Source organism: Clostridium brassicae, assembly GCF_026738875.1.
Classification (GTDB): domain Bacteria; phylum Bacillota; class Clostridia; order Clostridiales; family Clostridiaceae; genus Clostridium_H; species Clostridium_H brassicae.
This window is the reverse complement of sequence record NZ_JAPQFJ010000016.1, coordinates 39,540-52,197: the sequence shown is the minus strand read 5'-3', so window position 1 is coordinate 52,197 and position 12,658 is coordinate 39,540. Positions and strand designations below refer to the sequence as shown.

The 12,658-nt window shown below is 27.1% G+C and carries 14 protein-coding genes; 4 read left to right on the top strand and 10 right to left on the bottom strand.

The annotated features are described in order from the left end of the window. Window positions 1–271: 271 nt before the first annotated feature. Window positions 272–1,585, top strand: coding sequence for an esterase/lipase family protein (locus OW729_RS14425; protein WP_268062251.1), 1,314 nt, complete (start codon window positions 272–274; stop codon window positions 1,583–1,585). Between the two features lie 139 nt (window positions 1,586–1,724). On the opposite strand, the gene OW729_RS14420 is transcribed toward OW729_RS14425, so the two are convergent. The 9 genes from OW729_RS14420 to OW729_RS14380 all read right to left on the bottom strand — a co-directional run bounded on the left by OW729_RS14420 (window position 1,725) and on the right by OW729_RS14380 (window position 8,720). Next, on the bottom strand, window positions 1,725–2,321 hold the full coding sequence (locus OW729_RS14420) for a sugar O-acetyltransferase (protein WP_268062250.1): 597 nt from the start codon (window positions 2,319–2,321) through the stop codon (window positions 1,725–1,727). A gap of 295 nt (window positions 2,322–2,616) precedes the next feature. Further along, window positions 2,617–2,961 carry a YxeA family protein gene (locus OW729_RS14415; RefSeq protein WP_268062249.1) on the bottom strand — a complete coding sequence of 115 codons (345 nt, stop codon included), beginning with the start codon at window positions 2,959–2,961 and terminating at the stop codon, window positions 2,617–2,619. Between the two features lie 160 nt (window positions 2,962–3,121). After that, complete coding sequence (locus OW729_RS14410; RefSeq protein WP_326498382.1) at window positions 3,122–3,325, bottom strand: hypothetical protein; 204 nt, start codon at window positions 3,323–3,325, stop codon at window positions 3,122–3,124. A gap of 239 nt (window positions 3,326–3,564) precedes the next feature. Beyond that, window positions 3,565–4,641, bottom strand: a complete 1,077-nt coding sequence (locus OW729_RS14405) for a VanZ family protein (protein WP_268062247.1) — start codon at window positions 4,639–4,641, stop codon at window positions 3,565–3,567. Window positions 4,642–4,943: 302 nt separating this feature from the next. Continuing rightward, on the bottom strand, window positions 4,944–5,387 hold the full coding sequence (locus OW729_RS14400) for a GNAT family N-acetyltransferase (protein ID WP_268062246.1): 444 nt from the start codon (window positions 5,385–5,387) through the stop codon (window positions 4,944–4,946). Between the two features lie 303 nt (window positions 5,388–5,690). Then, window positions 5,691–6,113: a staygreen family protein gene (locus OW729_RS14395; protein WP_268062245.1), complete on the bottom strand. Its 423-nt coding sequence runs from the start codon at window positions 6,111–6,113 to the stop codon at window positions 5,691–5,693. After that, window positions 6,106–6,639 carry an MptD family putative ECF transporter S component gene (locus tag OW729_RS14390; RefSeq protein WP_268062244.1) on the bottom strand — a complete coding sequence of 178 codons (534 nt, stop codon included), beginning with the start codon at window positions 6,637–6,639 and terminating at the stop codon, window positions 6,106–6,108. The genes OW729_RS14395 and OW729_RS14390 overlap by 8 nt, the downstream gene beginning before the upstream one ends. 15 nt (window positions 6,640–6,654) lie before the next feature. Continuing rightward, entirely contained in the window at window positions 6,655–7,638 is a 984-nt protein-coding gene (locus OW729_RS14385; protein WP_268062243.1) for a radical SAM/SPASM domain-containing protein, read from the bottom strand. A 167-nt stretch (window positions 7,639–7,805) separates the two neighbouring features. After that, window positions 7,806–8,720 (bottom strand): class I SAM-dependent methyltransferase, encoded by a 915-nt coding sequence (locus OW729_RS14380; RefSeq protein WP_268062242.1) that lies wholly within the window; start codon window positions 8,718–8,720, stop codon window positions 7,806–7,808. Window positions 8,721–8,993: 273 nt separating this feature from the next. Between OW729_RS14380 and OW729_RS14375 the strand changes: the two genes are divergently transcribed. Both OW729_RS14375 and OW729_RS14370 read left to right on the top strand, forming a co-directional pair. Further along, the gene (locus OW729_RS14375; protein ID WP_268062241.1) at window positions 8,994–9,437 is read left to right on the top strand and encodes a GNAT family N-acetyltransferase; all 444 of its coding nucleotides are present in this window, start codon (window positions 8,994–8,996) and stop codon (window positions 9,435–9,437) included. Between the two features lie 121 nt (window positions 9,438–9,558). After that, window positions 9,559–10,299, top strand: coding sequence for a FlxA-like family protein (locus tag OW729_RS14370; RefSeq protein WP_268062240.1), 741 nt, complete (start codon window positions 9,559–9,561; stop codon window positions 10,297–10,299). A 253-nt stretch (window positions 10,300–10,552) separates the two neighbouring features. On the opposite strand, the gene OW729_RS14365 is transcribed toward OW729_RS14370, so the two are convergent. Next, complete coding sequence (locus OW729_RS14365) at window positions 10,553–11,242, bottom strand: Crp/Fnr family transcriptional regulator (protein ID WP_268062239.1); 690 nt, start codon at window positions 11,240–11,242, stop codon at window positions 10,553–10,555. Window positions 11,243–11,388: 146 nt separating this feature from the next. Here OW729_RS14365 and OW729_RS14360 point away from each other — a divergent pair, with 146 nt between their 5' ends. After that, window positions 11,389–12,606, top strand: a complete 1,218-nt coding sequence (locus OW729_RS14360; RefSeq protein WP_268062238.1) for an MFS transporter — start codon at window positions 11,389–11,391, stop codon at window positions 12,604–12,606. The last annotated feature ends 52 nt before the right edge of the window (window positions 12,607–12,658 follow it).

The following is a 12,658-nucleotide window of genomic DNA, read 5'->3' as shown; positions in this document are numbered from 1 at the left end:
ATTGTACCATTATCTAAAATTAGGGATAAGATTTATCGATTTTTATTAAAAGTTCATAGTACAGCTAGATACTATAATATTAAAAGAGCAATTGTTTTAGTTTTACATATGCCTTCTGAACGCAAATTATTTGCATTTGAATGTTATTTTAAATTACAATCACATCTTTGATGCTGATTTAACTCTTCTTACTAAGCATTCAATGGCTAAAAATATGCAATTTTCTCAAATAAGAATTATTATGTCAAAAATATTATATAGGGGTGTGGAGATGAAAAAATATTTAACTAAATTATTAGGAATTCCATTATTAGCAGTAGCTATGATTATAACCACTTTTCCGATAAGGGCTAATGCTGCTGATATTACAAAAAATTCACCAGTTTTATCAAAATCATCAGATACTATAAAGACATTAAAATCATCTAATTTACATGCAACTTTAGAATCTAATAATTATCCAATAGTGCTAGTTCATGGATTTATGGGTTGGGGAAGAGATGAAGTAGCAGGATTTAAGTATTGGGGAGGTACTAATGACCTTCAAGAAAAGATGCGTGATGCAGGATACGAAGTTTATACAGCAACAGTAGGCCCTGTATCTAGTAATTGGGATAGAGCTTGTGAACTCTATGCCTATATAGTAGGTGGAAGAGTAGATTATGGTGCAGCTCATGCAGAAAAATATGGACATGCACGATATGGTAGAATGTATCCAGGGTTATATAAAAAAATAAGTGATACTAATAAAATTCACTTAGTTGGACATAGTATGGGTGGACAAACTATTCGTACGCTTACACAGTTATTAAGTGAAGGTTGTAAAGAAGAAAGAGATTATGCACAAAATAATCTTTCGCCATTATTTAAAGGAGGAAAACACTGGATTCACAGTGTAACAACTATTGCAACACCAAATAATGGAACAACAGCTGCTGATGGAAATCCTATGGTTGATTTTGCAAGTTCTGCCTTTGGAGTATTAGCATCAACAACAGGTAGTAGCTCACTTACAAAATCTATATTTGATTTTAAATTAGATCAATGGGGATTACAAAAGAAAAAAAATGAATCTAATTTAAAATATGTATCACGTGTTTTAAATAGTGATATATGGACACATACAAAAGATATTTCATCATATGATTTAACAACATATGGATCAGAAGAACTTAATAAATGGGTAAAAGCTCAACCAGATGTTTATTATTTCTCTTGGACAGTTTGTGCAACAAAAGAAGCAATTCTTACTGGACATCATATCCCACAACCAGGAGTAATGAATAAGATGTTTTACCCAAATGCTTTTACAATGGGCAAATATACTCGTAATGAAGCAGGGAAACCTGTTATAGATAAAAGTTGGTGGCCAAATGATGGCTATGTAAATTCTATAAGCGAAAATGGACCTAAATTAGGGTCAAATGATGTTATTATTGATTATGATGGTACTCCTGAAAAAGGTAAGTGGAATGCAATGCCTACACTTATGAATATGGATCATGAAGATATAATAGGACGTTTTGCTAATGTTCAAGGATGGTATTTAAATCTTTGTAAGCAATTAAATTCACTAGAAAAATAATTATAACTTTTATATATTTTCTTAAAATAATTATTTAAGTTATTGTTGTATATTGTAGTTTGACAAATATCTTAATAACAAAATTAAAGTAATAATAAAGAACTTGTGCCTTATTCTTGCACAGGTTCTTTTGTACTAATTATTCAATTTTAAAATTTTTAAAGTAGTATTGTTTATCTTCATCAGTAATTTTGCTTATTACTTTACAAGGATTACCTACAGCTATTGAATTAGAAGGGATATCTTTTGTTATAACACTACCAGAACCAATTACTACATTATCTCCAATAGTAATACCTGGATTTACTATAACGCCACCACCTAGCCATACGTTATTGCCTATAGTAATTGGAAAAGCATATTCAATTCCTTCATTACGTGGTTCAAAATGAATAGGGTGGCCTGCAGTAAAAAGACTTACGTTTGGTGCGAACATAACATTGTCACCAATTGTAACTTTAGCACAATCTAATATGGTGCAATTGTAATTGGTATAAAAATTTTCCCCAATGGAAATATTGTAACCATAGTCACATCTAAATGGTGGTTCTATAAAAAAATCATCTCTAGTACTACCAAATAATTTTTTTATGATTTCATTTCGTTTTTCTATTTTACTAGGATGTAAAGAGTTGAATTCAAATATCAAATCTTTTGCATACTGACGTTCTTTAAATAGCTCTTCACCAAATGATTTATATGGTTTTCCATTTAACATTTTTTCTTTTTCTGTCATAAGTTATCTCCTCTCTGCTATATAATTAAATTTACTTATATTAATGAGTGTGTGCTAAATTAAAGTTATTTATATTATAATACATATAAAGTAGATATTGGAGGTTTTATACATAATATTTATTAAAATATAATAGCCTATTAATTCTATAACTTACAAAGTGATAGAATTAATAGGCTATTATTGTATAAACAGTATATTTAGATAGAGAAACGATAACTATTATATTATAAAATTTATGAAAATAATAAAAAATCTCCAATAATACAAATAAGTAAATTGGAGAATTCTTTCTTTATTTTATCTTATATATTTCTTTTACTTTTTCAGGTAGATCATCTTTTTGTACTTCTTCATAACTTTTTACTACATTATCTTTTACATATACTTTTAGGTATCTATCTACTTTAAGAACCTTATTAGTAGTAACCTCTAAGAGTTTTTCATTTCCATTTTTGTCATAGCCATTTATTTTGTAACGATATCTATCAAAATCTACTACATGTTCAGTTGTATACTGATCTGTGGTTTTAACATAATATTTGGTAGAACCAAAGGTTGTTATTTTATTAGTTCTAAGGGCAAAAAATCCTCCCCCTATTATTAATAAAGCTACTATAAATCCAATAATTTTTTTCATATTATATACTCCTTTTTTAGTTGATTATTAATTTATTATTTTAGAAAATTGCATAATGACAAAATTATATAGTTTCATGTAAATTTTAAAATTCTAATTATACAATCTTCTCATTTATTAAAATAGCACTTAGCTATGTAATTTTATAATTATTTAAGTTTTACTTAAATGGGTAAAATACATATACCAATATTAAGCCTGTTACAGAAAATATAGATCCTATAACTAGAAATGGTAGAGTATTTCCATTCCAAGCAGGTTTATTTGTAAAAGCCCTCCATTTAAAGCTAAAACCACTCATTCCTAAAAAAAGAAAACCAATAAATAAAATACCTATACTAATTAAAAATAAACTATTTTGCATCATAAGAACCTCCAATAGTCGATTGATGTAATTAATATATCATAAAGTCATATACGGTTCCATTCATTCATCTTACATTGTGCTTACATTTTTGTAAGATAAACAAAAGAGATTTCCTACAATAAAAATTACCATTAGAAAATCTCTTCTTTATTTTAGGCTTTGTTTTAAAAGAATGTAAACAAGCTAGTGTAAGCTTCCTTTTCCTTATCAATAAATTACTAAACTGTAGCTTTATTTTAAGATATATCTATATTTTTAACACCACTTATTTTGTCATGAAGAAGTATAGGATCTTTTTTTATTATGTGGCTTAATAAATGTATAAAACCAAATAGAACTAAAAAAATCTGTAATATAAAAACTATTATTAGAAAATCATATTTTTCTAAAGATTGTAAGTAATTTTGAGCTGAATTTAATATGTAATTCGGCATAAAATAGCAATACATTAATATACCATAACGTTTGAAAATTTCAATAAACGTTAATTTATCATGTTCTCCTCTTAATCTCATTTTTAATAATTTTTTAGCTATAGTAAACCCATTTGTTAGGTAAGGGATTAATATAAAATATAAAAAAGTTACTATTACAAATATAAATATATTTTCAGGATCAAAAAATAAAAAGCACAGCGTCCAATCTATAAAAAATGCTAGGATACGTTTAGGATAAGCAGAATATTTGTCAGTTGTAAAAGTTTTTATCTTAAGTTTATTTATATCAGGTAGTATGATACTAAACAAAGGTTCTATGAGATATCCGATTAATCCACCAAATGTATTTAGAATAAGATCATCTACATCGAATAGTCTGTATGGATATTTATAAATTCCATATATACCAGTTAACTGAGTAATTTCAAAAAATAGTGAAACTAAGAAAGATATAATTATTGTTTGTTTTATAGTTTTTTTAAAGTAATATCTAAGATATATTCCTAAAGGCAATAGTAAAATAGCGTTAAAAAATGCTTGCATAAAAGCAGGTTCTGAAAAAACATGTAAATAGGTTTTAGGATTATTCCAGACAACTTTAGTTTTACTTAAAAAATCGTTTATAAAATTAAATGGAATTAGTTGAATATAATTTTCTTTAGAAAATCTAGGTTTATCAACACGTGGTAAAGGGAGTATTGTCATAAAAAACGCGGTAATACTATAAAATATAAAGGTATAAAAAATAAAGGTCTTTAATTTATTGATATTACCATATTTTCTATAATTGTAGACAGCGTAAGGAATACATAGAGCAGCTGCTAAAAGAGGAAAAAATATTAGTGCTACTTTTATTGGAAATAGATAAGTTTTCATAAAATGCTCCTTTACTAAAATGATTGTTAAGTTTACATAATAGATATATCGTATTTGAATACTATATCTTTATTATTTGTTATATTAGCATATTTATAATTCATACTAATTCAATAAATATATTAAAAATTATCGTATAATAAAAAACAAGATTAAAATACGATACTGGAAACCATTTTTTAATAAAATGTAACCGTATTTAATCTTGTTTTTTATACTAAATATAGAATTGTTTAAAAAAATATACTAAATTCAAGAATTTACTAAAGTAAAAGCATAGTATTAACTCAAATTATTATGTATTACCTTTTATACAACATATCTATATGAGGAATGTTATCTTCTAAGTATTCCTCTGAAACTTTTTTGAAACCAAGACTTCCATAAAAATCGAATAAATATGATTGTGCTTGAATTTTAATTTCTGTTTCATTTAAGTTTTGTCTTATAAAATCAATTGCTTTTAACATCATCTTTCTTGCAATACTTTTACCACGATAGTTTTTACTCACTACTACTCGACCAATAGATACTTGATCATATGAAACACCTTTTTTTAAGATTCTTAGGCATGCAACAACATTGCTATTGTCTTCAAGAAATAGGTGATATGCATCTTGGTCTTTGCCATCACAATCTTGAAAAGCACACTCTTGTTCTACAATAAATACCTCATTTCTTAACTGTAAAATGTTATATATTTCCTCAAGTTTTAAATCTGTAAATTTTTTTAGTTTCCAGTTCACTATGTATTCCTCCAAATTTTAAAGTTTTATTATCATAATTATAACATTATAATTAAACAAGTAAATTAAGCCAAGGACATCAACTCTATTCTTGGCTTGTGTATAATAATTCTATTGAGTATTACTGTTTTACCGCTAATGCAAAATTTATGTTTTCAAAAGCACGATAATCGTCATTCCTTTCTTTAAAATAGCGGTTATTAATTTCTAAAGTTATCGTTTAAAGCATGTCTTTTCTAAATTTGAAATTAATTTATATAATTAAAAATTCAAACAAAAATGTTGTGATTATAAAAATCTAGTTCAATATAGGTATTCAGATACTAATCCTAAATCTTCAACTATATAATTTTCTGTACTATACATGTAAAATACATATATTTTTGATTCTGTTAAATAGTCATTAGCTAAAATATATGGTTTGTCTCCACAAATGATTGCTTTAAGGGCTCTTGTTATATGGCTTTTAAATATTTTATACCTTTCATCTGCACTATATTTACTAGCTTCGCAACTAAGTGGACAAGAGGCCTTGAATATAAATTTGTTATTTACTAAATTCCATTCACCAACAACTTGATCCATTAAAACATCGCATTTTTCTTCTGTAAATTTGTTGTTTATAAACAAATATCTTATTCCAGTTTCATCAGAATGTGTAAGTGTATATTTTCTTTTCAAAGGATCTTGTATATTATTTATTATAGTAACTTCTAACTTATGCATTATTAACACCCCTTAACCTTTCTGGCATTATTTTTATAGCAGTAAATGAACCAATTAAACCAGCAATATAAACAGAAATGATGCTTATTAATAGTGCAAGGTTACCTTGAAATAGGTATCTGGCACTATTTACCATGAATGTAACTACAAAAAATGTACCTATGATACCACCTACTGAATATATTGGTGCACACAGGGCTATTTTAATCTTGGAATCATAATTTTTTAAAATCAAGAGATTTACAATATCCGCTAAAATTCCGCCAATTATTATAGCTATACTCATAAAAATAGATATACGAATCATTATAAGTCCATAACCTAAAGCAAACATTGTCATTATGCCAGGCTTTCTTATTTTATATATCATAACTGTTATAAGGAAACTATAGAATGGTGCATTTATAATGCCTCTTGAAAGAGGAAGTATGCTATGTAACACCCCCAATACTTTTCCAAGTACAACAGCTATAGCAATGCATATACCTATTGTAGTCAAATCTTTTATTGTCATATTCCACTTCATGTTTTTTAACCTCCTTTATAATAAACAATATGGGTCTTCATCTAGCCAATCCCCTGAGTGATTAAAGGCTCTAGCTCTACAGCCTCCACAGATATTTATATATTTACAGTTTCCACATTTACCTTTATAATTTTTGAAATCTCTTAGTTTACAAAAAATATCATTATTATGCCATATACTATCAAAAGATTCTTCACGAACACTAGCTACCTTAACTGGAGCGTAAGGGCATATATGGATATCACCATTCGGAAGGATAGAACAGTAACTTATTCCAGCAATACATCCTCTTATTCCACCATATGACTTAATTCCTTTAAGCAATGACTCAACTTTATATTGGGGAGCGCAAGTTGGTTTAATCCGAATATCTAAGTTTTTATCAATTATAGTATGAATAGCTTTTTTATACTCATCTTTATTTAGATATGTTTCACCTAAATTTTTTCCTCTACCTACTTGTACAAGAAAAAGCATATGACAAGAAGAAGCACCAAAAGTAGAAGCAAAGTTCATTATTTTATCTAGTTCATTTAGATTTTCTTTAGTAATAGTGCAGTTTATTTGAACATTAATTCCAACATCTATACAATTTTGAGCTCCTTCTAAAGCTTTTTGGAAAGCAGTCGATGAACCTCTAAAATTGTTATGCTTAATAGGGTTTAAACTATCTATGCTAATAGCAATAGACTTTAGCCCATAATTTTTTAGTTTTTCTGCACATTCCTTTGTTATCAATGTACCATTACTACCCATGAGAGTAGTCATTCCTAGAGAAGATGCATATTCAATTAATTCAAAAATATCGTTTCTCATTAGTGGCTCTCCACCACTGAATACTATAATTCTAAAACCAGCCTTATATATTTCTTCTAAAAGTGTTTTCCCTTCTTTAGTGGATAGTTCATCACTATCTAATTCATTGGGGCCACATTCTCTATAGCAATGTTTACAATACAGATTGCATCTTTTAGTTGTATTCCATGATATATGATTCATTGTATATCATTTCCTTTCTTTGTTTATAGTATATTCAAAGCTTTTCTACACAGAATTAAAAAGTAAATTTTTTATTGTATTTAGTTAGCAAAATAATAACTGGTTTTACGAGTGAATTATATAATTACTATTATATAACATTTTTATATAATAAAGAGATGAGTGAGTTATTTTTTTACTGCTAATGCAAAATTTATATTTTCAAAAGCACGATAATCGTCATTTCTTTCTTTAAAATAACGATTATTAATTTCTAAAGGTGTCAAATGTTCGTAAAGTTGAAAGCCTGTCCTTTCTAAATCTAAAACTAATTCACTACATGAATAGCAACTTTTCATAGGTTCTCCATTTTGAATAGCTGCATGTACCATGGTTTGAACACGTTTTGTTGTTTTTTTAGGTTGAAATATATCAGAATCTGCATAGTCAAAGGCAAGAGAGCTGCCATTTGGTGAAATATTAGATATACCTTTTAATGTATTTAATATTTCACCTTTACTTAAATAGTAAGTTACTCCAAGCCAACTATAAAAACTTAATTTAGTTTCATTAAAAGCTGAATTTTTTATTGTTTCTTCAAAATTATTTTTTGAGAAGTCAACAGGTATAAAATGCAAATTTTTGGGAATTTCCCATCCAGCCATTTTGATTCTTTCTAATTTAAGATTTTGTGTAGAAGGATGATCCAATTCAAAAATATCAATATAATTTAATAAATTTGGATTACGAAAGGCAAAAGTATCAAAACCTGCACCTAAGATGACATATTGTTTTACTCCAAGTTTAATCGAAAGTTTTAACATATCTTCTGTATATCTGCTACGTGACAATGAAATAGGTGCTATTTGATTTTGAATAACGGCTTTTAAAGCAGAGTCTTTATCCTTACAAAATGTTGCTTTGTCTGAATCAGAAAAGTTTATACTTCCCGCTAAAATATTACTAATAGTTTCATATTCATCATTTGTTATTAGCTGTTTTGCAAGAAAATCATCAAAGATTTTTGGTGATTCATTTATAGAGTGATAGGCCCTTCCATAGGCTGTTATTAAAGCTGTAGTACTTGGTTTATTATTTTTCATTATAAATTCCTCCTTAAAAATTTTAAAATTCTATTGACAAATATATAAATATATGATATAATATTTAATTAGGATTTGTTTATATATTATACGATTTACTTTTAATCTTGTCAATGATGAATGAGAAAAATAATATAGTTAATATAAATAAAAAAATAAAGCATTAGGTGGTTCTCGAAAACTGCTTAATGCTTTTGGTGGTTTCCAGTTTAAGTTTTTGCTTGTTTATAATGTATAATTAAGATTGTTTATATTAGTTTAGGTGGTGAGTTAATGAAAGTTAAACAGATTATGACTGAAAAAAAACAATTTCTTGATTTGCTTTTGTTAGCAGATGAACAAGAAGATATGATTGATAGATACTTAGAACGCGGAGAGATGTTTGCTCTATATGACAATGATTTGAAAGCTATTTGTGTTGTTACGCAAGAGCATGACAGTGTCTATGAATTAAAAAATATAGCCACATACGAAGAATATCAAGGACAAGGCTATGGTAAGCAACTGATAGAATACATTTTTAAATATTACAAGGACAAGTGTAAGACTATGATTGTTGGTACCGGCGATAGTCCACTAACAGTTCCCTTTTATGAGAGGTGTGGATTTACAATCTCTCATCGTATCAAAAATTTCTTTACAGATAATTATGATCATCCAATTTATGAATGTGGTGTACAACTTGTTGATATGATCTACCTAAAAAAACATTTTTAAATGAATGGAATAGCTGTAGTATTATTAAAAAAGGTATTATGTGGTATTATTAAAGGAAAAAATTACTATTTATTAAGTTCGTAATTTAATAGACGATATACTAAAGAGGAGGTGTGAAATTATGGTAAATTCTATTTATTCTAATGGAGTAAGGAACAATAATATAAATCAACAAAATAATAGTGCTGTTAATAATGAGGTTAAAGCGCTTGAAAAACAGAAATCACAAATTGTAGAACAAATTGAGAAGATAAAAGGGGGGAATATGTCACAAAAGGCTAAAGATGAGCTAATTAAACCACTACAAGAGCAAATGGAACAAATTGATTCACAAATCCAACAAAAGCAAATGGAACAAGTTAATAAAATTTCCAATAACAATACTAATAAAGTACCTGATCAATCAATTAATAACAATACTAATAATGCAAATAGTGATTCTTTAATATTAGATAATGCAAATGCATATAACAATATTAAGAAGTCAGTTAGTTTGAAATCATCACTTAGATCATCAGCTAATACTCTAAGAGGTGAAGCAAAATTAGATGCCGAAAGAGATAAATTTAATAATGCGCAAAAAATAATAGAAAAGAAGAGAAGCAAAGCAAGTGAATGTGATGCACGTGCTAATGCTATAGATTCAGAACTTCATAAACAATCAACTAAGATAAATAAAAACGTTAAACAATCAAGTAGTATTAAAAATGAGAATAATGAAATATCTAAAGATACTGATAAAATAAAAAAACAATATGAGGAAAATAAGAAGATAAGAGAGCAAAAAACTGCTATAAATGATTTAACATCTCAAAATACATCTAAACAAAATAAAAGAATTTCAATAAATACTTTTGCTTAAAAATTTATATCTAAGTATATTAAAAATTAATTTTGTAATTATAAGTGTGGAACTTATAAAAATACCGTAGTATTCAGTAGTGAATTTTACGGTATTTTTTATTATATTGTTATATAATGAATACTTATTAGTATTGTACTTTTCCCAATGTTTATTGCTAGTAAAACTTGAGTTTTTAATATGATCAAGTAAATGATGTTATTACGCTGAATACTAGATATTAATTTTAAAGTGGAGTTTAGCTTCATATTACTTATATTGGAAAATCATCTATATATATTCGCTTTAAATTTTTCTCATCTATAACTTTAACTTTTTTATATCCTAAAGAGACTAATCCTTTTTCTTGAAAAGAATTTAGTATTTTAGTAACGGTTACTCTACAGCTGCCAATAAGTTGTGCAATTTCTTCGTGAGAATAATCAATAATATAAGATTCATCATTTTTATTTTTCTTAAAATGTACGCCTAATCTTAAGAGTAATTCAGCAAGTTTTTTATCAGCTGGTAAGAAGGCCATACTATTAACTTGGGTTGATAAGTTCTTCATTGTTAATGACATAAGATGAAACATTTGAATCATTAATTCTGGATATTTAGTTAGATAAGGGTACAAATTTTCTAAACTCACTGAAATTAACTCTACATCTGTTGCAGCACTAACGGATGTTAATCTTGAGCCATAACTAAAGTAGGAGGATTCTCCAAATAATTTTCCTTTTCTCAATATTTCAATAGTAAGTTCTGTTCCTTCTGGTGAAATGAGAAAAATTCTAACACGACCGGATTTAATTAAATAAAAACTTTCAGCCACATCTTCTTGAAAATATATCATTTCATTTTTACTATATCTTTGTATTATACCAGCCTCTTCAAATATTTTATAAAAATCAGAATTAATACTTATTGAAGAACTGGGCAAATATTTATGAGTTTTAAACATATAAAATTTCCTCTCATTAAAACTTTATAAATAGATTGTAGCCTAAACTACAATTTGTTTTCAAGGTTAAATGTAAAATTTAATCTAAATAATTTAAGCAAACTTTATTAAGAGCCAAGAATTATTTAATAGGAGGAAATTGAATAATGGCAGCTAAGGAAAAACTATGGAACAGATATTTTATATTGGCACTAATTATTACTATAGGAGTAAATTTAACTTGTAATTTATTATTATCTACTATATCTATATATGCTAAGAAAATTACAGGTACTGACACATATGCAGGAATAATGACAGGAGCATTTACACTAGCGGCTTTAATAATAAGACTGTTTGCAGGAAAGTTATTAGATAAACTGGGAAGAAAAAAAATATTGATATTAGGTGTAGTTATTACTGCTTTATCAACTATAGCATATGCTTTTACAAATGAAATATCTTTACTTGTGATATTTAGGGTGATTCAAGGATTCGGATTTGGTATTTCTTCTACTGCTGTAGCTACAATTGTTACTGATGTTACTCCACAATCAAGAATGCTTGAAGGTATAGGGTATTCAGGAGTTGGTATAACAATTACTACGGCAATAGGACCTTCTATGGCACTTAATATAGTTGGAAAAGAATATGATAAGTTTAACTTGCTATTCATTACAACATTTGCAGTTGCTATAGTTACTATGATAATAGCCTTTTTCTTATCATATGAGAAAAATATTGATATAGATTCAAAAAAAGATAAAACTGAGAAGAGTAATGTAAGTAGTGGCATTAGTAAAGAGATAGTAGTACCAGCTTTAATTCTTTTTTTAGCGGCAGTTGCAGAAAGTACAATATTATCTTTTACAGCTTTATATGGAATAGAACTTGGATTTAGTAATATAGGACTCTTTTTTACAATAAATGCACTAGGCATATTAGCATCAAGATTGTTTATAAATCAAATAGTTGATAGATTTGGATTTAATATTGTAGTTTCAGTTGGATTGTTAATATTTGCAGTTTCTATTTGGGGAATGGCTATGGTAAAGGCAATGCGTGTATTAATTATATTGGGATTTTTATGTGGTATCATGATGGGATCGCTATTACCTATAATTAATTTAATGATTTTAAATACAGTAAGTAAAGACAAAAGGGGAGTAGCAAATGCCATTTATTATGCTCTACTGGATAGTGGTTACGGAATAGGTTCAATATTGTGGGGATTTATTGTTGTGAAATTCGGATATAGAACTATATATACTTGTGCAGGTATTGCATTAGGAATAGCTTTTCTTATATTTAAATTAAATATAGTTTACAATAAAACTATTGTCTTAAAAAAGGGTAATAGTACTACAAATAATATCAACCAATGATGGTTGATATTATTTTTTTAACTAAATATATATTATTAAAAATGTAATAAGA

What these genes read in the sequence shown, in the direction of transcription:
- OW729_RS14425 (WP_268062251.1), top strand. Translation starts at nt 272, where the DNA reads ATGAAAAAATATTTAACTAAATTATTAGGAATTCCATTATTAGCAGTA.
- OW729_RS14420 (WP_268062250.1), bottom strand. Translation starts at nt 2,321, where the DNA reads ATGACAGAAAAAGAAAAAATGTTAAATGGAAAACCATATAAATCATTT.
- OW729_RS14415 (WP_268062249.1), bottom strand. Translation starts at nt 2,961, where the DNA reads ATGAAAAAAATTATTGGATTTATAGTAGCTTTATTAATAATAGGGGGA.
- OW729_RS14410 (WP_326498382.1), bottom strand. Translation starts at nt 3,325, where the DNA reads ATGCAAAATAGTTTATTTTTAATTAGTATAGGTATTTTATTTATTGGT.
- OW729_RS14405 (WP_268062247.1), bottom strand. Translation starts at nt 4,641, where the DNA reads ATGAAAACTTATCTATTTCCAATAAAAGTAGCACTAATATTTTTTCCT.
- OW729_RS14395 (WP_268062245.1), bottom strand. Translation starts at nt 6,113, where the DNA reads ATGCATAAGTTAGAAGTTACTATAATAAATAATATACAAGATCCTTTG.
- OW729_RS14390 (WP_268062244.1), bottom strand. Translation starts at nt 6,639, where the DNA reads ATGAAGTGGAATATGACAATAAAAGATTTGACTACAATAGGTATATGC.
- OW729_RS14385 (WP_268062243.1), bottom strand. Translation starts at nt 7,638, where the DNA reads ATGAATCATATATCATGGAATACAACTAAAAGATGCAATCTGTATTGT.
- OW729_RS14380 (WP_268062242.1), bottom strand. Translation starts at nt 8,720, where the DNA reads ATGAAAAATAATAAACCAAGTACTACAGCTTTAATAACAGCCTATGGA.
- OW729_RS14375 (WP_268062241.1), top strand. Translation starts at nt 8,994, where the DNA reads ATGAAAGTTAAACAGATTATGACTGAAAAAAAACAATTTCTTGATTTG.
- OW729_RS14370 (WP_268062240.1), top strand. Translation starts at nt 9,559, where the DNA reads ATGGTAAATTCTATTTATTCTAATGGAGTAAGGAACAATAATATAAAT.
- OW729_RS14365 (WP_268062239.1), bottom strand. Translation starts at nt 11,242, where the DNA reads ATGTTTAAAACTCATAAATATTTGCCCAGTTCTTCAATAAGTATTAAT.
- OW729_RS14360 (WP_268062238.1), top strand. Translation starts at nt 11,389, where the DNA reads ATGGCAGCTAAGGAAAAACTATGGAACAGATATTTTATATTGGCACTA.